Genomic DNA, 23,626 nt, shown 5'->3' on the forward strand with positions numbered 1-23,626 from the left:
GTCCTGGTGGTGGGAAGGTTCGAGCGCAACAAGGACACCGTGCAGGATTTCACCGAGTCTGCGGCGACACACGTCGGCAGAATCGTGGTGATCATCGCCGGAGCGGTCCGTGACGTCACTCGCGAGATCGGTGATCTGATCACCGATGGAATCGAAATGCGCGAGGCCGCGAAGAAGGCCGAGCGGGACGCGCCGCTGGGCACCGTGATCAACGGGGAGTTCGAGACCCGCGACCGGCACTGACTCACCGCACGATCGACGAAGCCGCCCGAGCATTGCTCGGGCGGCTTTCTCGTGTCTCGGGCGCGGATGGCTAGCGGCGGCGCAGTCTCCACAGCGACGTGGTCTCGCGCGACCGGGCTTCGTGCAGAACATCGGAGGCGTCGGTCGCTCGAGAATGCGATGGCACGGTGTCCATCCGGTCCACGACGGTCAGGCCGGCCTTGTCGATCGACGCGAGAAGGTCTGTGCGCGTGACCAATCCGAGCAACTCGGCGAGGTCGGACAATACCAACCAGGCCTCGCCGTCGGGCGTCAGATGCCCGCCGAGGCGGCTGAGGAACGATTTCAGCATGCGAGAACCGGGATCGTAGACGGCATGCTCGATCCCCGACGTCGGCTTGGTGGGTATCCACGGCGGGTTGCAGACGATCAATCCCGCGCGGCCGCTCGGGAAGATGTCGGTCTGCACCACCTCGACCCGATCGCTGTACCCGAGTGCGTCGAGATTGGCGCGGGCGCACGCGACCGATCGGGGGTCCTTGTCGGTCGCCACCACCGCAGGTACGCCCCGGCGCGCGAGTACCGCAGCCAGCACACCCGAGCCCGTCCCGATGTCGAAAGCCCGGTCCGTGGCAGGTAGCGGTGCGTCGGCGACGAGCTGGATGTACTCACCGCGGACAGGCGAGAACACTCCGTAGTGGGGATGAACGGACGCGTCCAGCGCCGGCACGAACACTCCCTTGCGGCGCCACTCGTGTGCGCCGATGATCCCGAGCAGTTCCCGTAGTGACAGGACGCAGGCCGAGGCACCGGGACCCAGTGCTTCCGCTACGGCCGATCGCACCTCCGGCGCTCGGCCGAGATCGAGCCGTAGATCCGAATCGAGTTGCACCAGAAGCATTCCCAATACCCGTGCGCGCCGCGCCTGGTACTGACGATGCAGGTGGAACCGCTCGGCGGGCGACGCGTTCTCGGGCTGTGTGGCCGGTGGTACCCGCCGCGTCATGGCCGACAGGAGCTGGCGAGCGTTGTTGTAATCGCCACGCCACAGCAGGGACTCGCCGATCGTCGCCAGCTTGTAGGCCACGTCCGCCGTCGTCGCGTCGTCGACGATCCGCACCACCCGCGGTGGCGGCGCACCGTTCTCCGACTGCCATCGCGCGGATCGTTCGATGCCGTCCTCGACCCACGTGACGCTCATGCTGCAGTGTGCGGGTACTCCGCACTGCGATGTTGGAAGGCAAGGATATTGGGGTTCACGATGACGCCCTCCCTGATTTCGATGGAACGCTCGATGGTGGCGTCCTCACTCCACGCCGCGGGCCCGTCGAGAACCACGCGAAGGTAGGGCAGCAACGATTCGCTGATCTCCCACGTCGCCGAATTCCACAGATAGGACGGACTGTGGTCGACGGCGTAGTAGTGCACGTTGTCACCGACGGTGAACATCGGGTCGGCGAACGACGTGGGCCGAGCCCATTCGAATCCCATTCCCTCGTCACACGAGACGTCCACGACCAGGGTGCCCGGAGTCAATGTGGGCAGGTCCTCGTTCGTCAGGAACGTCAGTGGTGAGTTCGTATCCTGCAGTACGCAATTGACGATCACGTCGTGGTCGGACAGGAACTGCGAGAGTGGGATTCGACCGTCGGGAGTCAGAGCTCGGCTCTGGCGGGGATCGGCGTCGTCGAGATCGAAATTGACGATGTTGGCCGAGTGGATCGGCGAACCCACCGCCGTGACCCCACGCTGAGTGAGGACATCGACGTCGTGGATCCCGTGTGCACTGAGCGCGGTGACCGCGCCGCGAGCCGTGGCTCCGAAACCGATGACAGCGGCCCGCAACCTGCGGCCGTAGTCCCCGGTGGAACCGATCAGCTGCAATGCGTGCAGCACCGAGCAGTACCCGGCCAATTCGTTGTTCTTGTGGAACACATGAAGATTGAACCAGCCGTCCTGCGTCCAGTGGTTCATGGCCTCGAAGGCGATCAGCGTGAGCTTGCGATCGACGGCGATCTGGGTGAGCCTTTCGTCCTGCACACAGTGCGGCCAACCCCAGAGCGTCTGGCCGGGTCGAAGAGACTCGAGATCTTCGGCCTGAGGCTTCGGCAGCAGAATCACGTCGCACCGAGCAATGAGTTCGGCGCGGGTGCCGATACCCGCGACCTGCGTGGCCAGGTGCTCGTCGGAGATTCCGAACGGTTCGCCGTAGCCGGATTCGAGGAACATTCGGCCTCGAATGTCGGCGTCGATGCGATCGAAATGAAGAGGATGAATCGGAAGTCGACGCTCATCGGGCTTGCGCGAACGTGAGAGGACTCCGAGAGTGAGCTGATGCACGTGTAACCCTTCGTTACGCGAAGTCAACCACAGTAACGCGAGTCGGCCAGCGTTCGCGCTGGTCAGAGGGTGCCCCCGGCAGGATTCGAACCTGCGACCAAGGGATTAGAAGGCCCTTGCTCTATCCCCTGAGCTACGGAGGCTGGCACGCGCGGACAGGCCCGCTCGAGCACGGTTGACGAGTGTACCTTTCCGCCTACGGCGATCACACCGGCATGGGTTGAGGGAGCAGTGCAGGGGGAAGCCTGTGATGTCGTAGACGTGCCGGCCGGCACCCGAAGGAGGTTCGATGCACGACATTCTGGACGAGCTGCTGCACGCCTGGCAGACCGGCGACGAGGCCGCGGTGGCAACGGTCGTGCAGACATTCGACTCCGCGCCGCGTCCTGTGGGTGCGTCGATGATGGTCGGCCAGGACGGTGCGGTCGCCGGTTCGGTGTCCGGCGGCTGCGTCGAGGGTGCCGTGTACGAGTCGGCGCAGGACGTCATGCAGTCCGGTACCCCGATACTCACTCGATACGGGGTGTCGGACGACGACGCATTCGCAGTGGGGCTCACGTGCGGGGGCACGCTGGATGTGTTCGTGCAGGCGGTGTCGAAGCACACCTTTCCCGAGTTCGGCGACGTCGTGGCGAACGTGCGCCGCAACGTCCCGGTTGCAGTGGCCACCGTGATCGCCCATGCCGACGCAACACGGGTCGGTCGAAGAGCAGTTCTGACGGAGTCGGGTATTCGCGGTTCCCTCGGCAGCTCGCGGGCCGACGCCGCCATTGCCGACGACGCGAAAGGGTTACTGGCAGCGGGACGTTCGGCCGTTCTGACGTACGGAACCGACGGCCAGCGCCGCGGTCAGGGAATGCAGGTGTTCGTGTCCAGTCATGCGCCGTCGCCGAGAATGCTCGTGTTCGGTGCCATCGACTTCGCTGCGGCGGTTGCGCAGCAGGGTGCCTTTCTGGGCTACCGCGTCACCGTTTGCGACGCCCGAGCCGTGTTTGCGACCCCGCAGCGCTTTCCCGCTGCCGAGCAGGTGGTGGTCGCGTGGCCGCACGACTACCTGAACCAACAGTGGGCGGCGGGGGAGTTGGACGAGAGGACCGTGGTCTGTGTGTTGACTCACGACCCGAAGTTCGATGTGCCACTGCTCGAAGTGGCGTTGCGGATTCCGGCCCTGGCGTTCGTCGGCGCGATGGGCTCGCGGCGAACCCATGACGATCGCATCGCCCGGTTACGGGCGGCAGGAGTGACCGAGACCGAACTCGCGCGATTGTCGAGCCCGATCGGACTCGACCTGGGTGCACGCACGCCGCAGGAGACCGCGGTGTCCATTGCGGCGGAGATCATCGCCCAGAGATGGGGCGGGAGCGGCACGCCTCTCCGGCAGCAGCACGGACGCATCCACCACGACTCGCTGGACGCCGAGGACGGGGCAAAGTACGACGCTGTGTAGGACTCGCGTTTCGAGTACTGCCGAACACCTCTTACTCTGGTGGTATGGCCACACCGGATCTCGACAAGACCGACCCGTCGCACGCCGGGGACTCCACCGGCGATGTGCGGTCGGACGAGGGTACGGGCAGTGCAGATCCCCGCTCGACAACCACGTCGGTGTTCGTCACTGCCGGCGTCATCGCCGGTGTCGCCGCTGCCCTGATCGTCATGCTGTCCGCGTCGGACGCGTTGGTCCTGCTCGGTATCCCTGATCCCGGCCCGGCCACCACCTACGGACTACCCGCCCTGCGTGCGATCGGTGAGATCGCAGCGGTCATCGCGGTCGGCTCGTTCCTGCTGGCGGCGTTCCTGGTTCCGCCGCAGAAGAACGGCGTGCTCGACGTGGACGGTTACCGGGCCGTTCGCACCGGCTCGGTGGCATCCATGGTCTGGGCCGTATGTGCGCTTCTCCTCGTGCCGTTGACGCTGTCCGACACCTCCGGCCAGCCGTTCGCCGAGGCCGTGAAGCCGGCGAATCTGTGGATCGCGCTGGATCAGGTGGAGATCGCCAGTGCGTGGCGTTGGACGGCCATCATGGCCGTCGTGGTCGCCATTGCCTCGCGGACGGTACTGCGGTGGTCCTGGACGCCTGCGCTGCTCGGATTCTCGTTGGCCACCCTGCTGCCCATTGCGCTCAGTGGTCACTCCTCGGCGGGCGGATCGCACGACATCGCGACCAACTCGCTGATCCTGCACCTCGGTGCCGCGTCGTTGTGGGCGGGCGGGCTGTTCGCACTGCTTGCACATGTTCGCAGACGCGGCGCGCACACCGACGTCGCTGCTCGGCGGTTCTCCACGATCGCCGGCGTCTGCTTCGTCGTCATGGGCATCAGTGGAGTCATCAACGCCCTGGTTCGGGTGTCCCTCGCCGACCTGTTCACCACGACGTACGGCCTGCTGATCGTGGGCAAGATTCTCGCGTTGATCGTGCTCGGCGGATTCGGCTGGATGCAGCGGCGTCGTGCTCTGCCCGCACTGATCGCCGATCCCACCGCCCGTGGACCGCTGCTCCGGTTCGCCGGGGCCGAGGTGCTCGTTCTCGCCGCGACGGTCGGCCTGGCCGTCGGCCTCGGGCGAACACCTCCGCCCGCCGAGATCGACCCCAACCTGACGCCGACCGAGGCCGCGCTCGGGTACGACCTCAGTGGCCCGCCGACGTTCGCCCGTATGGCTTTCGATTGGCGCTTCGACCTGATCTTCGGCACCGCCGCGATCGTGATGGCCGTGGTGTATCTGATCGGGGTCCGTCGGCTGCGACTGCGCGGCGACGCGTGGCCCGTCGGTCGCACCGTCGCCTGGGTCCTGGGCTGCCTCACACTGCTGATCAGTACGTCGTCGGGCATCGGACGGTATTCCACGGCAGTGTTCAGCGTGCACATGACCGGACACATGATGCTGTCGATGCTTGCGCCGGTTCTGCTCGCGCTCGGTGGTGCACTGACGTTGGCGTTGCGTGTCCTGCCCGCGGCAGGCAAGGACGGCGTCCCGGGGATGCGCGAGTGGTTGCTGATGGGCCTGCACAGTCGACTGTCGCAGTTCGTCACCCACCCGCTCGTCGCGGCGCTGATCTTCGTGGGCGGCTTCTACGTGCTCTATCTCGGCGGAATCTTCGGGGCCGTACTGGACAGTCACGGAGCTCATCTGTTGATGAACCTGCACTTCGTGCTCAGCGGATACCTGTTCTACTGGACGGTCATCGGCGTCGATCCGTCTCCGCGCAAGATTGCTCCGGTCACCAAACTCGCCGTGGTGTTCGGCTCACTGCCGTTCCATGCGTTCTTCGGTGTGGCGCTGATGAGCATGAACACCGTCATGGGTGCCTGGTTCTACCGCACGCTCGGCCTCGACTGGAACTCCGACCTACTGGGGGACCAGAAGCTCGGTGGCGGCATCGCGTGGGCAACCGGCGAGGTGCCTCTGGTGCTGGTCATGCTCGCACTGCTGATCCAGTGGTCCCGCAGCGACGATCGCGACGCCAGGCGCGGCGACAGAGCCGCCGAGCGTGACCACGACGCCGACCTGGCCGCGCACAACGCGATGTTCGCCGAGCTGGCCCGTCGTGATCGGGACGGCAGGCAGTAGCTTCGTTTCAGTCGCTGCCGGCGATCTTGTGCAGAAGCCGGTCGAGTTCGGTGCGTTCGGCCGGCTCGAGGCCGTCGAACAGGTCCGCGGACACCTGACGTCGTGCCTCGTCGACGCGGTCGAGCAGGGCGCGGCCGGCGTCGGTCAGCTCGACCAGGACAGCGCGTCGATCACTCGGGTCCGGCGCTCGCGTCACCAGTTCTGCCGCTTCGAGCGAGTCGACGATGTCGGTGGCCGATCGCGCGACGATGCGGAGGTGCTCGGCCAGATCACGCAATCGGACCGATTCTCGTTCGCGCGCCAAGACGTGCATGGCCCTGCTCTGCGACGGGTTGAGTCCGAACGGTTCCAGCGCAGTCATGTGGCTTCGCCGAATTCTTCGGGCAACGGCCATGAACGAATCGCTCAGGTTGGGCGAGTGTCCGGTGTCCATACGACGGATCATAGCGAGGCTTGCTCGCAACCTCATAGTGAGGTAACCTCTGCATATTACTTCAGCTACCACGGAGGTCTACTTGGAAAGCCGTCCCGAACGCGTACCACTCGCTTCCGATCCAGCGCCCGTCCGGCGAGTCCTGGCTTTGTTCACGCCCTACCGGCGCAAGATCGCTGTCGTCAGCGCGATCATCGTGGCCAGCGCCATCATTGCGCTCGCCTCACCTCTACTTCTTCGCGAACTCCTCGATCATGCAATTCCCGACCGCGACGTCACGCTCGTCAGCCTCATCGCGGTCGGCATGATCGCTGTTGCAGTCGCCACCAACACTCTCGGCGTGGTGCAGACCTGGATGTCCAACGGCGTCGGTCAGCAACTCATGCACGATCTGCGCGTGCAGGTCTATTCGCACCTGCAGAGACAGTCCCTCGGATTCTTCGCGCGAACGCGCACCGGTGAGGTGCAATCGCGTATCGCGAACGACATCGGCGGCATGCAATCCGTCGTCACCAACACCGCGACGTCCATCGCGCAAAACGCCACGACGGTCGCTGCGACCGTGGTCGCGCTCTTCCTGCTCGATTGGAAGCTCGCCACGTTCTCGCTGATCATCCTGCCGATCTTCGTGCGAGTCGCTCGACGTATCGGCGACGAGCGTCGCAAGATCTCGACCAAGCGGCAGAAATTGCTCAGCGATCTGTCCGTCCAGATCGAGGAATCACTGTCCGTCAGTGGAATTCTTCTGGGCAAGACCACCGGTTCCGCCCAGGCGCTGACCGACAAATTCGCCGACCGATCGCACGAGGTGGCCGGTGTCGAACTGGCCGCGATGATGGCGGGCAAGTGGCGGATGGCGACAATTCAGATCAGCTTCGCCGTGATGCCCGCTCTGGTGTACTGGTTCGCCGGCATCACCATCGGTCAGGGGAGTGCGTTGACGATCGGCACCCTGGTCGCGTTCACCGCATTGCAGACCCAATTGTTCCGGCCCACCATGCAATTGCTCAACACCGGCGTCGAAGTACAGGCATCCTTGGCGTTGTTCGGCAGAGTCTTCGAGTATCTCGGGCTGCCCATCGATGTCGCCGAACCCGAGCACCCGGTCACACTCTCGCGAGAGAGCGTGCGCGGCGATGTCGCATTCCGCGGCGTCGACTTCACCTATGCCGCCGCGACTGTCCCGACGTTGTGCAACATCGATCTCGACGTACCGGCCGGGAGCACGCTCGCGCTCGTCGGCGCAACCGGATCGGGCAAGACCACGCTGGGATACCTCGTTGCCCGCCTGCATGATCCGACAGCCGGCTCGGTGACCATCGACGGTGTCGACTTGCGGCATCTGGCGTCGGAGAACATTGCCGACCTGGTGGGCGTCGTCTCTCAGGAGACCTACCTGTTCCACGCCACCATCAGGGAGAACCTGCGGTTCGCCAAACCCGACGCCACCGACGACGAGATCGTGGCTGCCGCTCGGACGGCCCAGATTCACGACTTCATCGACGGCCTCGACGACGGTTACGACACGATGGTCGGCGAGCGCGGCTACCGATTCTCCGGCGGTGAGAAGCAGCGCATCGCAATCGCCCGAACTGTCCTGCGCAACCCGCCGATTCTGGTGCTCGACGAGGCGACGAGCGCCCTGGACAATCGCACCGAACGCGCAGTGCAGACAGCGCTCGACGGTTTGATGCACGGCCGTACCACCATTCTGATCGCCCATCGCCTGTCCACTGTGCGTGCAGCAGACGCCATCGCGGTACTCGATCACGGCATCGTGCGCGAGGTCGGAAGCCACGAGGCTCTGCTCGCCGAAGACGGTATGTACGCCCAATTGGTCCGTGCCGCAGACGATGTCGTGGACAGCGTTGCTGCATGATCAGGGTTGTTGCATGAGCTGGGCTGCCGCGTGATGGAGCTTCGAACGATCGCCGGCCGGGTTGTGTGCGAGACCGAGGTCAAGAGATCGCGGTTCGTCACCGTGGTGGACAGGGCGAGCACCGAGGCCGATGCTCGCGCGGTCATCGCAGCGGCGCGGAAAGCGGATCCGACTGCCGGACATCACTGTTCGGCATTCATCGTCGAATCCTCGGCTGCAGGCATCGTTGTCGTCCACGAAGACTCGACCCACCGCATCGAGCGATCCAACGACGACGGCGAACCCAGCGGCACGGCAGGAACGCCGATGCTCGAGGTGTTGCGCGGTCATCGGCTGACCAACGTGGTCGCGGTGGTCGGCAGATATTTCGGCGGCACCAAGCTCGGTACCGGCGGATTGGCCCGCGCGTACGGCGGTGCGGTCACCGAGGCACTTGCCCGGGCTCGGTTTCTCACCCGAGAGCGACGCGACGTGCTGACCCTCGAACTCGACCACGCCGAGGTGGGACGGGTCGAATCGGAGCTACGCGGACACGGGGCGTCGGTGCTCGATACCGCCTACGACACTAGAGCCGTGCTCACCGTCGCCGTCGCAGACGCCGATTCGACTGCAGCGCTGGTGGCGTCGCTCACCGCCGGACGGGTGGTGCCGGCTCTCGGTGGGCACGTCTACGTCGAAACAGCCGAGTAGCACACCGGTCCGACACCAGTAGCGTCATGACCAGCCGATCCTGGACGTTCATCCACAGGCTCAGCGGTTGTCCACATTTCGCGAACACGTCCGTCACGGGCGGCTCCGGCGTAGCAGTGTCGATCTCGATCGCAATCACGCGACATTCATCGAGAGGAAGACACCATGTACGAAGCTCAGTGCGCTGTTGTGGGCACCGTCATCACCAATCCCGTCAAGCGCTCCACGCCCACCGGCGACGAGGTCCTCAGCTTCCGGATGGCGAGCAATGCCCGACGGCAGGACCGCAACACCGGTGAATGGACCGACGGCGGCACCCTCTATCTCACGGTCACGTGTTGGCGTCGACTCGTGCGCGGCGTCGGCGCATCGTTGATGAAGGGCGATCCGATCATCGCCTATGGACAGCTGCGCACCAACGAATACACCAATCGCGACGGCGTCGAACGATCCGACCTCGAGATGCGGGCCAGCGCCGTCGGGCCGGACCTTGCGCGCTGCAACGTGGCAATCCAGCGGACCAGGACGGTCGCGCCCGAAGTACCTGCAGACGAGGCACTCACCGACGACGATCGGGGTGCCGCCGAACCACCGGAGGACGAGCCGGATCGCGATCGAATCGGTGACGACATCCGCGAGGCGGTACCCGCCTGACGGCCCACCGACATCCGTCGTCCCCGGTGGATGGAACCCGCGCACGACCGCGGACGACGGATGCGGGCTCGGCGCGGACTCGGTCGATGGTGTTCCGACGCGGCCGCACCGATAAGCTGGGCGGCATGGCTGAATTCATTTACACCATGAAGAAGGTGCGCAAGGCGCACGGCGACAAAGTCATCCTCGACGACGTGACGATGAGCTTCTACCCGGGAGCGAAGATCGGCGTCGTCGGCCCGAACGGCGCCGGTAAGTCGAGCATCCTCAAGATCATGGCGGGAATCGATCAGCCCGGAAACGGTGAGGCGTTCCTCGCTCCCGGTGCCTCGGTCGGCATTCTCATGCAGGAGCCGATTCTCGACGACACCAAGACCGTTCGCGAGAACGTCGAGGACGGCCTCGGCGAGACGATGGTCCAGCTCAAGCGCTACAACGAGATCGCCGAGCTGATGGCGACCGACTACTCCGACGAGCTCATGGAAGAGATGGGCGAGCTGCAGGAGAAGCTCGACCACGCCGACGCCTGGGAGATCGACTCGCAGCTCGAACAGGCGATGGACGCGCTGCGCTGCCCGCCGCCCGAGTCCCCGGTCACCAATCTCTCCGGTGGTGAGAAGCGTCGCGTGGCCCTGTGCAAGTTGCTGCTCAGCAAGCCCGACCTGTTGCTGCTCGACGAGCCGACCAACCACCTCGACGCCGAGAGTGTGCTGTGGCTCGAGCAGCACTTGGCCGCCTACGCCGGTGCCATTCTCGCCGTGACTCACGACCGGTACTTCCTCGACCACGTCGCGCAGTGGATCGCCGAGGTCGACCGCGGACATCTGTACCCGTACGAGGGCAACTACTCGACCTACCTGGAGAAGAAGGCCGAGCGCCTCGAGGTCTCGGGCAAGAAGGACCAGAAGCTGCAGAAGCGGCTCAAGGACGAACTCGCCTGGGTTCGCTCCGGTGCCAAGGCTCGCCAGGCCAAGAGCAAGTCTCGTCTGGCTCGCTACGACGAGATGGTGGCCGAGGCCGAGAAGACCAGGAAGCTCGACTTCGACGAGATCCAGATCCCCAACCCGCCGCGCCTCGGCGACGTCGTGGTCGAGGTCAAGAGCCTGGACAAGGGCTTCGACGGCCGCGTGTTGATCAAGGATCTGTCGTTCACGTTGCCGCGCAACGGAATCGTCGGCGTCATCGGACCCAACGGTGTCGGCAAGACGACACTGTTCAAGACCATCGTCGGGCTCGAGGAGCCGGACGGCGGCGAGGTGAAGATCGGGCAGACCGTCAAGCTCAGCTACGTCGACCAGAACCGTTCGGGCATCGACTCGAAGAAGACGGTCTGGGAAACGGTCTCCGACGGCCTGGACTTCATCACCGTGGGCAACTCGGAATTCCCGTCCCGCGCGTACATCAGCTCGTTCGGATTCAAGGGCCACGATCAGCAGAAGCCCGCCGGAGTTCTCTCCGGTGGTGAGCGCAACCGTCTGAACCTGGCAATGACGCTCAAGCAGGGCGGAAACCTGATCCTGCTCGACGAGCCGACCAACGACCTCGACGTCGAGACACTCGGATCGCTCGAGAACGCGCTCGAGGAATTCCCCGGTTGCGCCGTGGTCATCTCGCACGACCGGTGGTTCCTGGACCGCACCTGCACCCACATCCTGGCGTGGGAAGGCGGCTTCGGAGACAACGAGGCTGCCTGGTACTGGTACGAGGGCAACTTCGAGGGCTACGAGGCCAACAAGGTCGAGCGGCTCGGCCCCGACGCGGCGCGTCCCCACCGCGTCACGCACCGGAAGCTGACCCGAGACTGACATGTCGGCACAGACCTTCACCTGCACACTTCAGGTGCGGTGGGGCGATTCCGACCGCCTCGGGCACGTCAACAACACCCGGTTCGTCGAGTACCTCCAGGAAGGCCGCGTTCAGTTTCTGAACGCGGTCCTCGGGGGCTCGAAAGGTCGCGGCGCGGTGGTGGTTCGTACGTTGACCACCAACTTCTTGCACCCGATCCTGGACGACTCCGGCCCGCTGGTGATCGAGCTGTGGATCACTCGTATCGGAACCACCTCGTACGGCGTCCGGCACGTCGTCACCGATCGAAACGGAACGGTGTGTGCAGACGCGGAGGCACTGATGGTGGCCTTCGACCTCGACACCTCCTCGTCCAGGCCGCTGCGCGAACACGAACGAACTGCACTGAGCGAGTATCTCCACAGCGATTCGTCGTGACTGCCGGATCGGCCTGACGCGCTGGTTCCCGAGATCTCTGCGGTTGTGGGGGCACCCGCACTAGGGTCGAGGGGTCATCGACGACCGGCGATCGGCGGGCGTCGGGAAATCCTCACGAGGGAGTACTCGAAAACAATGTCACGCTCGCTTGACCTGACCGACGACGACTGGGCCGACGGGCTCGACGACAGGCTTGTGGCCGAGTTGGCGACATTGCGTACGGAGTATTTCGAGCACACCGACGCCACTGCGGTCGCAGTGTCCGCGCATACCCCCGACATCGCCTCTTTTCGGCGGCACGTTCGGCTCGCCGCAGAGCGGCTGCCGGGGACGGCGAATGTGGCGGTCCACCGACCGAACGAATCTGCAGCACAGCAGGTAGCGGGAAGCTACCTACAAATCGTCACCGACGATATGCCGTTGCTGGTCGAATCGATCATGTCGCTGCTCTCGCGTCTCGGCATCGAATACACCGACGTGGTTCATCCCATCCTCACCGTCGATCGGAACGCAGAGGGAGTGCTCGTCGGGCTGAGCTCGGCCGGCATCGCCGAATCCTGGATACACGTGCAGCTGCACCCGTCCACCTCCGACGATGCCGTCGCGCAGTTGGAAGAGGAGACGAGTCGAGTACTCGCCGATGTGCGTCAGGTCGTCGGCGACACCGACGAGATGCGTCGCGTGCAGGCTGCCGTGGCCGATCGGTTGGACGGTGTCGCCGCGACGTCCGGCGACACCGACTCCGAACCAGCCGTCGCACACCGGGATGCGGCTGCCTTGCTGCGTTGGCTGGGCGACGGCCATTACACCTTGCTGGGTTACCGCAGATACACGATCGACGGTAGCGACGGTGACCGAACCGCAACGGGTGTGGAATCGAGCAGCCTGGGTGTGCTGCGCGATGCCGGTCAACATGGAGACGGACCCGAACCGGTCGGTGAGCGCGACCTGGTTGCTCTGACGCAGGGTCCGAACCCCGCCACGGTTCATCGTGCTGTCTACCCCTATTTCGTCAGTGTGATCGACGCCGACGACTCCGCCGAGCATCGATTCGTCGGAGTCTTCACCGTCACCGCGCTGCACGAGAACGTCCTCGACATTCCGGTGATCGAGCGTCGAGTGCGGTCGGTGATCGCCAAGGCCGGCCATGATCTCGGGTCCTTCTCCGGCCAGGCCATGCTCGAGGTGCTGCAGTCGATGCCGCGGTCGGAACTGTTCGCGACCTCTGCTTCGTGGCTGTTCGAAACGGCGAGTGCTGTTCTGGCGCTGGGTCGCCGGCGCAAGGTCAAGCTGTTCGTGCGACCCGATGCGAGTGGGTCCTTCGTCAGTGCTCTGGTGTACCTGCCGCGAGATCGCTACACCACTCGCGTCCGACTCGCGATCCAGGACCGACTGCTCCGAGAGCTCGGTGGCACCTCGCTCGACTACACCGCACGCGTCACCGAATCGGATCTCGCGCTGCTGCACGTGACGGTGCGCCGCGCACCGGGCACCGTCTCTCCCCACCTGTCCGCCGACGACATCACCCGGATCGAAGCGGCGCTGACCGAGACCACCCGGACGTGGGAGGACTCGTTGGGTGACGCCGTGTCCCTCGACCGAGCCGTCGACCCGGCGCGCATTCAGCGCTACACCGAGGCTTTTCCCGAGGCGTACAAGCAGGACTTCAGTCCGGCCAGGGCCGTCACGGACATTGCCCGCCTCGAAGCACTCGGCGACGAAGCGATCGACATGCAGCTCTACCGAAACGAGCGTTCGGCCGTGGGGAGTTGGCGCTTCTCGCTGTACATCGGCGGTGCGGGCGTATCACTGTCCCAGGTGTTGCCCATTCTGCAGAGTCTCGGTGTGGAGGTCGACGACGAGCGGCCGTACCCGGTGGTGCGTCCGGACGGAATGTCTTGCTGGATATACGATTTCGGTCTCTCTGCCTCGCGTGAGATGTTGCGCTCGGCCATCGACGGGGACCTCGACGCCGAGCTGTCCGAGGCAGGCACGGCCGATCGCGAGAGCCGGGTCCAGCATCGATTCACCGACGCATTCGCGGCCGTGTGGAGCGGCGCGGCAGAAGCGGATCGTTTCAACGAACTGGTGATGCGTGCAGGTCTGCACTGGCGGCAGGCCGTGGTGTTGCGTGCATACGCCAAGTACCTGCGGCAGGCGGGTTTTCCCTACAGTCAGTTCAACATTGAGGGCGTCCTCCTGGCGCATCCGCGTACCGCGCGGCTGCTCGTCGGACTGTTCGAGGCGCAGTTCGACCCCGAGACCAGTGCCGAGGCGGACGCGCAGGCCATCGGAACCCAGCTCGGCGAGCTGATCGACGAGGTCGTCAGCCTCGATGCCGACCGCATTCTGCGCAGTATGTTCGAGCTCATTCGAGCGACGTTGCGCACCAACCACTTCGTGGTGGGATCCGACGGTGCACATCGCCCGTACCTCTCGCTCAAGTTCGACCCGCAATCCATCGCAGAGCTGCCCAAACCGAAGCCCACGTTCGAGATCTTCGTGTACTCCCCGCGCGTCGAGGGGGTGCATCTGAGGTTCGGTGCGGTGGCCCGAGGCGGGTTGCGCTGGTCCGATCGACGGGAGGACTTCCGGACGGAGATTCTCGGGCTCGCCAAGGCTCAGATGGTCAAGAACGCAGTCATCGTGCCCGTCGGGGCCAAGGGTGGATTCGTCGTCAAGCGTCCTCCGGTGACCACCGGTGAAGCCGACCGAGATCGGCAGGCATACGCCGAGGAAGGCAAAGCCTGCTACCGACTGTTCATCGCCGGGTTGCTTGACATCACCGACAATCTCGACCGCGCTACCGGGTCGGTATCGGTACCTACCGGGGTGGTGCGCCGCGACGGAGACGACACCTACCTCGTCGTCGCGGCGGACAAGGGCACCGCGACCTTCTCCGACATGGCCAACGGCATCGCTGCCGAGTACGGATTCTGGCTCGGTGACGCGTTCGCGTCCGGTGGATCCGCCGGATACGACCACAAAGCCATGGGAATCACCGCGAAGGGTGCGTGGGAGAGCGTCAAGCGGCACTTCCGTGAGCTCGGAATCGACACGCAGAGTCAGGATTTCACGGTCGTCGGCGTCGGCGACATGAGCGGAGACGTATTCGGTAACGGCATGCTGCTGAGCCGGCACATTCGCTTGCTCGCGGCGTTCGACCACCGGCACATCTTTCTCGACCCCGATCCCGATCGGGAGTCGTCGTTCGTCGAGCGGGAGCGCTTGTTCGCCCTGCCGCGGTCGTCGTGGGCGGACTACGACACCTCGCTCATCAGTGCCGGCGGAGGGGTGTGGGAGCGGACCCGCAAATCCGTACCCATCAGCGCCGCAGCACGTTCGGCCCTCGGGTTGGACGAATCGGTTGCTGCACTGTCACCACCCGAGTTGGTGAACGCGATCCTCAAGGCCCCCGCCGATCTGCTGTGGAACGGCGGAATCGGCACCTACATCAAGGCATCCAGTGAGAGCAACGCCGAAGTCGGCGACAAGGCCAACGACGCAGTGCGGGTCGACGGCGTGGATGTGCGGGCGGCCGTGGTGGGGGAGGGCGGAAACCTCGGTGCCACCGCACTGGGCAGGATCGAGTACGCCGCAGCCGGCGGCAAGATCAACACCGACGCCGTCGACAACTCGGCGGGCGTCGACTGTTCCGATCACGAAGTCAACATCAAGATCCTGCTCGAGACTGCCATCACCAACGGAAACCTGGCGCGCGAAGACCGCGATGAGCTGCTTGCGTCCATGACCGACGAGGTCGGGCGATTGGTGTTGTGGGACAACATCATGCAGAACGAGTTGCTCGGTACGTCCAGATTCGACGCACCACATCTGGTGACGGTGCACAGTCGGGTCATCGAGGATCTGGAGACGCGTCGAGGGCTCGACCGGGAGCTCGAGGCTCTGCCCACCGAGGCCGATCTCCGTCGTCGCAAGCAAGACGGGCGTGGACTGACGTCGCCGGAACTCGCGACGTTGATGGCGCACGTGAAATTGGCACTGGAAGCTGAACTGCTCGACAGCGAGCTTCCCGACAGCGACGTCTTCGCCCCCCGGCTACCCAAGTATTTCCCCGAGCCACTGCGGGATCCGTACGCAGATGCCATCAAGGCGCATCCGCTACGGCGTCAACTGGTGGCGACGACGCTCGCCAACGAGGCCATCGACTGTGGCGGAATCACCTACCCGTATCGGTTGACCGAGGACTCCGGTGCTGCAGGCACAGACGCCATCCGGGCATTCGCCGCGGCCACCGAAATCTTCGGCCTCGACGAGGTGTGGGATTCGATTCGGGCGGCCGACGTACCCACCGCAGTGTCCGCCGAGCTGCTGCTCGAATCGCGTCGCATGCTCGATCGAGTATCCCGGTGGCTGTTGGCCAATCGGCCGCAGCCGTTGGCGGTCGGGGCCGAGATCAGTCGCTACGCCGGGCAGGTTCGCGCTCTGCAGCCGCGGGTCGCGTCGTGGATCTCCGGTCACCAGGCGGTCGATTTGGACCGGCGTTCGGGGGCCGCGATGGAACGAGGTGCTCCGGCCGAGCTGGCACGACGGATCTACGGCTTGCTCGACGTGTACTGCCTGCTCGACATCATCGATATCGCCGACATCGTCGACCGGGACGGAGCGGAGGTGGCCGAGCTCTACTTCGCGCTCGACGCGCACATCGGCATCGACTGGTTGCTCACTGCGGTCTCGAAGCTTGCCCGCGGCGATCGATGGCATTCGTTGGCGCGCTTGGCTCTTCGTGACGATCTGTACGCCTCCCTTCGCGGAATCACCAAGGCCGTGTTGGCCGCGGGCGAACCGGACGAGTCGGTCACGGAGAAGATCGCCGAATGGGAATCGACCAATTCGTCGCGGTTGGCCCGCTCGCGTGCAGCGCTCACCGAGATCGCCGAGACGGGGACGCTGGACCTGGCGACACTCTCGGTTGCCGCCCGGCAGGTGAGAAACATGGTTCCCTGACAGCATGGAACTTTCGTTCGATCGAGAAGAGGTAGTGACCGCGTGAGTGTGCCCGACGACCATCTGTCCGACAAACGACCCGCCACCGAGCGGGTGGGCTTTCACGCCGCTGTGGATGTGCGGTGGTCGGATATGGATGTGTATCAACACATCAACCACGCGCGAATGGTGACGTTGCTCGAAGAGGCGCGGATCCCGTGGCTGCTGGTGGACGGCAGGCCGACTGCGAATCTGCGTCACGGTGCCGTCATTGCCGATCTGCACGTGAAGTATCGCGGGCAGCTGCGACACGAGGACGGACCCCTCGACGTCTTCATGTGGATCGATGCGGTCCGCGCGGTGGACTTCGTCGTGGGGTACGAGGTGCGGGCACGCGGGGCGTCGCTGGATACGCCGGCAGCGGTGGTGGCGTCGACGCAGATCGCGGCGTTCGACATCGATGCGCAGCGACTGCGTCGGCTCACTCCCGCCGAGCGCGAGTTCCTGGTGAGTTGGCAGCGTGTATGAGCGCGTTCTGACCGTTCCCGATGCGGTCGAGCGGGAGAACCTCCAGACGTTCTGCAGCAGGGCATTGCGCTTGGACGAGGCTGCTGTCGTTCGGTTGCGCACTCGGGCCGGCGGGGGCGTGTCGTGTTGGGCGGCAACCGGTTTCGATGCGCTCGCCGCGCGGGTGATTGCGGGAACCATCGTGCCCGACGACACCAGTGCGGGTGCCGATGTGTTGGTGTCCGCTCTGCAGAACGCGGACGACGGCGTGATCGACCCGGGTTTCTCGATGGACTCCGCCTGGCGTGGCACCCTTCCTCCCGACAGCGGATTCGAGCATCTCGACGACGTCCCCGCGCGGGTGCTCATCGGACTCGCACAGCGCGGTGCGGCACTGGCGAAGGAACACGGCAGCAGTCACGGGCCGCCGAGCTCGTTGCTCGAACAGCAGGTGTTGCACGTGACCGGTGACGGCGACGACGTCTCGGTCACCATGCGCACCGTATTCGCCTTGACCGCAATGGGTTTCGTGCCGCACGACGGTAACGATCCGTTGACGATCGACGTCGACCCGGAGAGGATCGCCGCCGCAGAGGTGGTACGAGTACGCGCCACCAAGGTGTGGTTGCGCCTCGATGCCAGGTTCGGGTCGGTGTTCGTTCGCCGCCCGGGCCAACAGTTGTCGCTCACCGTCGAACGCTGAGCGTGGCCGGTCGGCCGGTTCGGACGAGCCGGCCGGCCGGCTCAGACGAGCCAGGCGGCCGCGTTCGCGGGAAGCATCCCGTCGACCAGCGGAGTGCTGGTCAGCAACACTTCGCCGGGTGGGAGTGGGATCGACTCGTCGGAGGCGTTGAGGGCGCAGATCAAGCCCCCGCGGCGCCGGAAGGCCAGGCACCCGGGAGGGGCACCGTACCAATCGATTCCGCCGCCGGTGAACTCCGGCCGCAGGGTGCGCAATTCGAACGCCGTGCGGTACAGGCTGAGCATCGAATCGACCTCTTCGAGCTGCGCCTCGGCGGTCAGCCCCTTCCACTCCGGCGGCATCGGCAACCAGGTGCGATCGGTGGTGGAGAACCCGAACGGAGGGGCATCACCCTCCCACGGCATGGGGACTCGGCAGCCGTCGCGTCCGCGCTCGGTGTGCCCGGACCGCTCCCACACCGGGTCCTGCAGGGCGCTGTCGGGCAGCTGCACGTTCGGTAGCCCGAGCTCGGCACCGTTGTATACGAAAATTGTTCCAGGAAGGGCCAATTCGACGAGAATCATGGCCCGGGCCCGGTGGTAGCCCAGGTCTCCGTCGCCGTATCTGGTAACCTCGCGTTCGACGTCGTGGTTCGACAGTGTCCACGTCGGGGTGCCGCCGACCAGTTCGACGGCCGCGAGCGAGTTGGAGATCGCATCGCGGATGGTCTCGGCGTCGAAATCGACACTGGCCAAGCGGAAGTTGAAGCCCAGGTGCAGCTCGTCGGGGCGGATGTATTCGGAGAACCGGACGTTGTCCTGGACCCAGATCTCGCCGACCGTCACCGCGTGGGGGTATTCGTTCATGACGGCTCTGATGCGGCGGTGCAGTTCGTGGACTCGGGGGTTGTTGAACCGGGGATCGTCGTCGTCGTTCTTCATCAGTGCGTTGAACTCGAGGCTCATGTCGGCCAGCTCGGCAGGTTTTGCCATGCCGTGGGCGACGTCGAGTCGAAATCCGTCGACGCCTCGGTCCAGCCAGAACCGAAGGGTGCGCGCGAAGTCGTCGAAGACCTCGGGGTTGTCCCAGTTCAGGTCCGGTTGTTCGGGCGCGAAGATGTGCAGGTACCACTGACCGGGGGAGCCGTCCCTCTCGTCGACTCGCGTCCAGGCGGGACCCCCGAAGATGCTCGGCCAGTTGTTCGGCGGCTGCGAACCGTCGTCGCCGAGCCCGTCGCGAAAGATGTAGCGCGCTCGCTCGGCGCTGCCACGAGGGGCGTTCAGAGCCGCCTGGAACCACCGGTGTTGGTCACTGGTGTGATTGGGCACCAGATCCATCGTGACCTTGATGTCGCGGGCGTGCGCCTCGTCGAGCAACGCGTCGAAGATCTCGAGACTGCCGAACATGGGGTCGATGTCTCGGGGATCGGAAACGTCGTAGCCGTGATCGGCCATGGGCGACCGCGTGATCGGTCCGATCCAGATGGCGTCGATACCGAGCAATTCGAGGTAGCCGAGCTTGTCTCTGATGCCGTCGAGATCACCGATTCCGTCACCGTTCGCATCTGCGAACGACCGGGGATAGATCTGGTAGAAGACGGCGTCCTGCCACCACGACAACTCGGTGCTTTCGATCGGATCGGTCACAACTGGCAATAGTGCCAAACGAATGAGCTGCGAACGATTCGAGGGCGCTGGGGTGCACCCGGCACCCTGCACTGGCGGTCGATCCGAAGGTAAAGGATTGTGCTCATTCACATGACCGACACGTATCCGCACGTTTGGAAAGTGTTGTATGTTCTGCAACGTAAAACGTGCAGCGGCCGGCGCCGCGCCCGACGGTGAGGACGCGACGACACCATGAGAACCTCGACCATAGAAGCCGTGCGGCTGGAAGATGTTTCGCTCTCCGACAGTCCTATCGAACCCACGTGGATCCTCGAAGGAAACCCGCGGGCTCGCGTCGCGGAGTGGTCCAGGAGTACCGACGGCACCACGACCACCAATGTGTGGGATTGCACGGCCGGACGCTTTCGGTGGTACTTCGCGGTCGACGAGATCGTCCACATCATGGACGGGTCGGTCGTGGTGTCCAGCGAAGATCACGCGCCCCGGACTCTGGTCCCCGGCGATGCGGCGTTGTTCCGCGCCGGCACCTGGTCGGAATGGCGCGTCGACAACTACGTGCGTAAGCACGCCATCTTGCGGCAGCACCTGCCCGCGCCGCTGAGCTTCGTGCTCGGGGTAGCCGGCTCGCTCCGCCGCAGGCTCGGCCGCCTCAGAGGTGGCGCAGCGGGCCCGCGGCGAGGCGCATCGCTGTAGTTCGTGACGCTGTAGTTGGTAACGCTGTAGAACGTGACGCCGTAGCTCTCAGATTGCCGAGTTCATCATCGAATTGGCGGCCATCTCCATGTAGTCGACGAGTTGCGTTCGGTGCGCAGAATCCAGGACGGCCGGGTCGATCGAGGCGATCGCGATGTGCATGCATCGAAGCCAGGCGTCACGTTCGAGCGGCCCGATCCGAAACGGGTTGTGCCGCATCCGCAGTCGTGGATGACCACGTTCGTCGGAGTACGTACGAGGCCCGCCCCAGTACTGCTCGAGGAACATTCGCATCCGCCGTTCGGCCGGTGCCAGGTCCTCCTCGGGATACAGGGGCCGCACGATCTCGTCCTTGGCCACTTCCTCGTAGAACTTCGCCGTGAGCAACCGGAACGTCTCCGCACCGCCGACCGCGTCGTAGAACGTCTGTTGCGGTTCGGTCATCACACTCTCTCTGTTCGTTCCTCGTCGGCGTCGGTCACGCTCATTGTCCCTCAGCTGCTGCTCTCGACTGCAACCCCACCCGGACGGCCCAGCGCATACGGGGCTTTGATACCGGCATCGTCGAACGACTGCAGGATGTCGCGGTGGAGGCGACGCTGCACTGCCCATTGGCGGCCGGGTCGGGTCTTGATCGTGATTCGGATGGTCACGGTATCGGCGCTGACGGCATTGACGCCGAGCATCTCCGGGGGTTCGAGGATGTCACTGTCGAAGTCGCCGGAGTCCACGACCTCGTTGGTGGTTCTCTCGGCCACCGCGCAGGCCTCGTCGATGTTGGCCGTGTGGGAGACGGGGAGGTCGAGGACAGCTACCGCGAACCCTTGGCTCATGTTGCCCACCCGCAGAACTTCACCGTTTCGGCAGTACCACACGGTGCCGTTGACATCTCTGATCGTGGTGACGCGCAATCCCACGCTTTCGACCGTGCCGATCGCCTCACCGAGATCGACGACGTCGCCGACCCCGTACTGATCCTCGAGAAGCATGAAGATTCCGGACAGGAAGTCGCGGACCAGGTTCTGCGCACCGAAACCGAGGGCGACACCGACGATCCCCGCCGACGCGATGAACGGGGCGACGTTCACACCCACGACGTCGAGCACCGACAGCACGAACCAGGTCAGGATCATGACCGACACCGCAGATCGGAGTACCGAACCGATCGTGTTGGCCCGCTGTCTGCGCCGTTCGTTGAGTATCTCGCCCTTCACCGTTCCCGAGGACCGGTCGCGTAACGGCCGGAGAAGTGCAGGTGATCGGCCGGCGTCGTGTCGAGTGAAGCGGTCGATCATTCGGTGCAACACGAGCCTGAGCACGATCGCCAGAACCAGATATCCGAGGATCTGCAACGGACGGTCGACCAGCCAGTCGCGTCCGGTGTCGGTCAGTTCGAATGCTCGGGTGTCGAGCTCTCGCAGCAGCGAAGGTTCGGGTAACGGCGATACGGACAGAAGGGTTGATACAGCCACCCGAAAAGTCTACGGAGACACAGAAATCTTGCCAGTCACGCAGCGCATAGCGGTATCGATCCTCGAACTCGCCGATCGGAAACCGGAATGTTCACCGATCGGCAACAGAAAATGCGCAGAAAAAGGCTGTGCGCGGGCGGTGTATTCGTGTTCCACTGTGAACCGTGTTCCACGCAAGCCATGCGCGGGCGCCGACACTCCCTGGAGTAATGCATGAAGAACTCTCAACACCGCCACCGACAACTCCCGCCCACTGAGGGCCGCACCACGCACGACCAGCGTGAGACGGCCTCGGGGGCTTCTCCGCTGCGCGTGGTGCCGACGGCCCACAACGCCACGGGCGACGACGCCGTGCCGGCGTGGGTCAAGCGCCGTGTGCTGCTCCTCAACGCAACTTTCGAACCACTGACCGCGCTTCCGATGCGCCGGGCGGTGGTTCTTCTCGTTTGCGGCAAGGCCGACGTGATCCACGACGATCCGGAGGGGCCGTTCATCCGGTCGGCCGATTACTCCGTCCAGGTGCCGTCGGTGATTCGGTTGCGGACGTTCGTCCGCGTTCCCTATCGAGCGCGGGTGCCGATGACGCGCGCGGCACTGATGCATCGCGACAGATTCCGCTGCGCCTATTGCGGCAGCAAGGCCGAGACCGTCGATCACGTCGTGCCTCGCAGCCGCGGCGGCGGCCACTCGTGGGAGAACTGCGTGGCGTGCTGCGCCTCCTGCAATCACCGCAAGGCGGACAAGCTGCTCAGTGAGATCGGGTGGACGTTGCGAGCCCAGCTCGTACCGCCGAAGGGCCCGCACTGGCGTCTGCTGGCGACTACGAAGGAGTTGGACCCGAGCTGGTTGGCATACCTCGGTGAAGGTGCTGCCTGACTGTCGGCCGTTGGCTCTTTTCGGTCACAACACCGGCCCCGACGTGGTCCGACGGGCAATTGTCGACTAACGTCACACCCCGTGAGCATTTTGGAGACCACGCTGATATTCGGGGTGATTCCGGTTGCGGTGATCGGAATCGTCGGCGCGCTGTCCTACTTGACCGACAAGCAGCCGGGGATGGACGTCGCTCCGTACCGGCTGACGGACGAGTGGACGCGCGAGCCATTGCTGTGGAGCGCTACGGACGAGGTGACTCCGTTCGGAGGCCACGGATCGCACGACGCGGACACAGCCGATTCGATCGGAGGTGCTGCAAGTGGCAAGTGGTGAACTGGTACGTGGCGGTGACATCCGAGAAGAGGACCTGCCGTTCGGGGCTGCGCTGACGGCGAGTGGTCGCGTATCGGTGGCACACGAGTTCGGCACGCCGAGCCCGGAGCACCTGCCTTTCGCGACGCAGGATCTGGTCGCGCTCGACGACGCACTGAGCGAGGCGACCCGGAAGACGAAGATTCGGTTCAACATCTACGTCGGTGACCTGGGAGTCGATCCGGCTGCGGGAGCGGATTCGGTATTCCCCGGCACCCCCGATGCGATTCGTTCGGTTCTGATCGCTGTCGACCCCAACCGGCACGCGCTCGAGATCCGCACCGGAAAGCGGGTCTCGAACCGTGCTACCGATCGGGTTGCTCAGCTCGGCGTCACCGCTGCGCTCGGCCCGTTCCGCGACGGCAACCTCATCGACGGTCTCGTGACCTCGGTCCGCGTGATGGCGGCATCCATCCTCGCGCCGTAGCTCGTCGCGCT

General features: G+C 64.9%; 21 protein-coding genes and 1 tRNA gene. 15 read left to right on the plus strand and 7 right to left on the minus strand.

The features are described from left to right. Positions 1-6 precede the first annotated feature (6 nt). Positions 7-243 (plus strand): hypothetical protein, encoded by a 237-nt coding sequence (locus CH278_RS01470; RefSeq protein WP_027497606.1) that lies wholly within the window; start codon positions 7-9, stop codon positions 241-243. A 70-nt stretch (positions 244-313) separates the two neighbouring features. On the opposite strand, the gene CH278_RS01475 is transcribed toward CH278_RS01470, so the two are convergent. The 3 genes from CH278_RS01475 to CH278_RS01485 form a co-directional block, all read right to left on the minus strand. After that, positions 314-1,423, minus strand: a complete 1,110-nt coding sequence (locus CH278_RS01475; RefSeq protein WP_094621017.1) for a methyltransferase — start codon at positions 1,421-1,423, stop codon at positions 314-316. Further along, on the minus strand, positions 1,420-2,562 hold the full coding sequence (locus tag CH278_RS01480) for a N(5)-(carboxyethyl)ornithine synthase (RefSeq protein WP_094621018.1): 1,143 nt from the start codon (positions 2,560-2,562) through the stop codon (positions 1,420-1,422). The genes CH278_RS01475 and CH278_RS01480 overlap by 4 nt, the downstream gene beginning before the upstream one ends. 70 nt (positions 2,563-2,632) lie before the next feature. Beyond that, positions 2,633-2,705: transfer RNA gene (locus CH278_RS01485), tRNA-Arg, on the minus strand. Positions 2,706-2,851: 146 nt separating this feature from the next. Here CH278_RS01485 and CH278_RS01490 point away from each other — a divergent pair. Next, positions 2,852-4,009 carry an XdhC family protein gene (locus CH278_RS01490; protein WP_094621019.1) on the plus strand — a complete coding sequence of 386 codons (1,158 nt, stop codon included), beginning with the start codon at positions 2,852-2,854 and terminating at the stop codon, positions 4,007-4,009. A 209-nt stretch (positions 4,010-4,218) separates the two neighbouring features. Beyond that, entirely contained in the window at positions 4,219-6,132 is a 1,914-nt protein-coding gene (locus CH278_RS01495; RefSeq protein ID WP_371828157.1) for a cytochrome c oxidase assembly protein, read from the plus strand. 7 nt (positions 6,133-6,139) lie between these two features. Here CH278_RS01495 and CH278_RS01500 read toward each other — a convergent pair whose 3' ends face one another. Next, complete coding sequence (locus CH278_RS01500) at positions 6,140-6,565, minus strand: MarR family winged helix-turn-helix transcriptional regulator (RefSeq protein ID WP_032382725.1); 426 nt, start codon at positions 6,563-6,565, stop codon at positions 6,140-6,142. Positions 6,566-6,647: 82 nt separating this feature from the next. On the opposite strand from CH278_RS01500, the gene CH278_RS01505 reads away from it, so the two are divergent. From CH278_RS01505 to CH278_RS01540, 8 genes are all read left to right on the plus strand, one after another. Next, positions 6,648-8,444, plus strand: a complete 1,797-nt coding sequence (locus CH278_RS01505; protein ID WP_094621020.1) for an ABC transporter ATP-binding protein — start codon at positions 6,648-6,650, stop codon at positions 8,442-8,444. A gap of 33 nt (positions 8,445-8,477) precedes the next feature. After that, positions 8,478-9,134, plus strand: coding sequence for an IMPACT family protein (locus tag CH278_RS01510; protein WP_094621021.1), 657 nt, complete (start codon positions 8,478-8,480; stop codon positions 9,132-9,134). A gap of 165 nt (positions 9,135-9,299) precedes the next feature. Continuing rightward, positions 9,300-9,788, plus strand: coding sequence for a single-stranded DNA-binding protein (ssb, locus tag CH278_RS01515; RefSeq protein ID WP_032382727.1), 489 nt, complete (start codon positions 9,300-9,302; stop codon positions 9,786-9,788). Positions 9,789-9,913: 125 nt separating this feature from the next. Further along, positions 9,914-11,593 carry an energy-dependent translational throttle protein EttA gene (gene ettA, locus CH278_RS01520; RefSeq protein WP_027497597.1) on the plus strand — a complete coding sequence of 560 codons (1,680 nt, stop codon included), beginning with the start codon at positions 9,914-9,916 and terminating at the stop codon, positions 11,591-11,593. A 1-nt stretch (position 11,594) separates the two neighbouring features. Then, positions 11,595-12,011, plus strand: a complete 417-nt coding sequence (locus CH278_RS01525) for an acyl-CoA thioesterase (protein WP_027497596.1) — start codon at positions 11,595-11,597, stop codon at positions 12,009-12,011. Between the two features lie 135 nt (positions 12,012-12,146). Then, complete coding sequence (locus CH278_RS01530; RefSeq protein ID WP_094621022.1) at positions 12,147-16,979, plus strand: NAD-glutamate dehydrogenase; 4,833 nt, start codon at positions 12,147-12,149, stop codon at positions 16,977-16,979. A 42-nt stretch (positions 16,980-17,021) separates the two neighbouring features. Further along, the gene (locus CH278_RS01535) at positions 17,022-17,486 is read left to right on the plus strand and encodes an acyl-CoA thioesterase (RefSeq protein ID WP_045841282.1); all 465 of its coding nucleotides are present in this window, start codon (positions 17,022-17,024) and stop codon (positions 17,484-17,486) included. Further along, entirely contained in the window at positions 17,479-18,168 is a 690-nt protein-coding gene (locus CH278_RS01540; protein ID WP_027497593.1) for a hypothetical protein, read from the plus strand. The genes CH278_RS01535 and CH278_RS01540 overlap by 8 nt, the downstream gene beginning before the upstream one ends. Before the next feature lie 41 nt (positions 18,169-18,209). Here the strand turns inward: CH278_RS01540 and CH278_RS01545 are convergent, their stop codons facing one another. Continuing rightward, positions 18,210-19,793 carry a glycoside hydrolase family 13 protein gene (locus CH278_RS01545; protein WP_094621023.1) on the minus strand — a complete coding sequence of 528 codons (1,584 nt, stop codon included), beginning with the start codon at positions 19,791-19,793 and terminating at the stop codon, positions 18,210-18,212. Between the two features lie 213 nt (positions 19,794-20,006). On the opposite strand from CH278_RS01545, the gene CH278_RS01550 reads away from it, so the two are divergent. Beyond that, positions 20,007-20,468 (plus strand): cupin domain-containing protein, encoded by a 462-nt coding sequence (locus CH278_RS01550; RefSeq protein ID WP_027497591.1) that lies wholly within the window; start codon positions 20,007-20,009, stop codon positions 20,466-20,468. Positions 20,469-20,516: 48 nt separating this feature from the next. Here the strand turns inward: CH278_RS01550 and CH278_RS01555 are convergent, their stop codons facing one another. Both CH278_RS01555 and CH278_RS01560 read right to left on the minus strand, forming a co-directional pair. Further along, complete coding sequence (locus tag CH278_RS01555; protein ID WP_027497590.1) at positions 20,517-20,912, minus strand: globin; 396 nt, start codon at positions 20,910-20,912, stop codon at positions 20,517-20,519. Positions 20,913-20,962: 50 nt separating this feature from the next. After that, entirely contained in the window at positions 20,963-21,922 is a 960-nt protein-coding gene (locus CH278_RS01560) for a mechanosensitive ion channel family protein (RefSeq protein ID WP_045841372.1), read from the minus strand. Between the two features lie 231 nt (positions 21,923-22,153). Between CH278_RS01560 and CH278_RS01565 the strand changes: the two genes are divergently transcribed. The 3 genes from CH278_RS01565 to CH278_RS01575 all read left to right on the plus strand — a co-directional run bounded on the left by CH278_RS01565 (position 22,154) and on the right by CH278_RS01575 (position 23,615). Then, positions 22,154-22,816, plus strand: coding sequence for an HNH endonuclease (locus CH278_RS01565; protein WP_174557300.1), 663 nt, complete (start codon positions 22,154-22,156; stop codon positions 22,814-22,816). An 81-nt stretch (positions 22,817-22,897) separates the two neighbouring features. Continuing rightward, positions 22,898-23,149 carry an aa3-type cytochrome oxidase subunit CtaJ gene (gene ctaJ, locus CH278_RS01570; protein ID WP_027497587.1) on the plus strand — a complete coding sequence of 84 codons (252 nt, stop codon included), beginning with the start codon at positions 22,898-22,900 and terminating at the stop codon, positions 23,147-23,149. Continuing rightward, positions 23,136-23,615, plus strand: a complete 480-nt coding sequence (locus CH278_RS01575) for a DUF5130 family protein (RefSeq protein ID WP_032368213.1) — start codon at positions 23,136-23,138, stop codon at positions 23,613-23,615. The genes ctaJ and CH278_RS01575 overlap by 14 nt, the downstream gene beginning before the upstream one ends. Positions 23,616-23,626 lie beyond the last annotated feature (11 nt).

Origin of the sequence: Rhodococcus sp. 05-2254-5 (assembly GCF_002258575.1) — a bacterium.
GTDB classification, from domain to species: domain Bacteria; phylum Actinomycetota; class Actinomycetes; order Mycobacteriales; family Mycobacteriaceae; genus Rhodococcoides; species Rhodococcoides fascians.

Excerpts from the sequence above, each read along its gene's own strand:
- CH278_RS01565 (WP_174557300.1), top strand. The coding sequence starts at position 22,154 with ATGAAGAACTCTCAACACCGCCACCGACAACTCCCGCCCACTGAGGGC.
- CH278_RS01500 (WP_032382725.1), bottom strand. The coding sequence starts at position 6,565 with ATGGACACCGGACACTCGCCCAACCTGAGCGATTCGTTCATGGCCGTT.
- CH278_RS01490 (WP_094621019.1), top strand. The coding sequence starts at position 2,852 with ATGCACGACATTCTGGACGAGCTGCTGCACGCCTGGCAGACCGGCGAC.
- CH278_RS01550 (WP_027497591.1), top strand. The coding sequence starts at position 20,007 with ATGAGAACCTCGACCATAGAAGCCGTGCGGCTGGAAGATGTTTCGCTC.
- CH278_RS01525 (WP_027497596.1), top strand. The coding sequence starts at position 11,595 with ATGTCGGCACAGACCTTCACCTGCACACTTCAGGTGCGGTGGGGCGAT.
- CH278_RS01530 (WP_094621022.1), top strand. The coding sequence starts at position 12,147 with ATGTCACGCTCGCTTGACCTGACCGACGACGACTGGGCCGACGGGCTC.
- CH278_RS01555 (WP_027497590.1), bottom strand. The coding sequence starts at position 20,912 with ATGACCGAACCGCAACAGACGTTCTACGACGCGGTCGGCGGTGCGGAG.
- CH278_RS01495 (WP_371828157.1), top strand. The coding sequence starts at position 4,219 with ATGCTGTCCGCGTCGGACGCGTTGGTCCTGCTCGGTATCCCTGATCCC.
- CH278_RS01475 (WP_094621017.1), bottom strand. The coding sequence starts at position 1,423 with ATGAGCGTCACGTGGGTCGAGGACGGCATCGAACGATCCGCGCGATGG.
- ettA (WP_027497597.1), top strand. The coding sequence starts at position 9,914 with ATGGCTGAATTCATTTACACCATGAAGAAGGTGCGCAAGGCGCACGGC.
- ssb (WP_032382727.1), top strand. The coding sequence starts at position 9,300 with ATGTACGAAGCTCAGTGCGCTGTTGTGGGCACCGTCATCACCAATCCC.
- CH278_RS01510 (WP_094621021.1), top strand. The coding sequence starts at position 8,478 with ATGGAGCTTCGAACGATCGCCGGCCGGGTTGTGTGCGAGACCGAGGTC.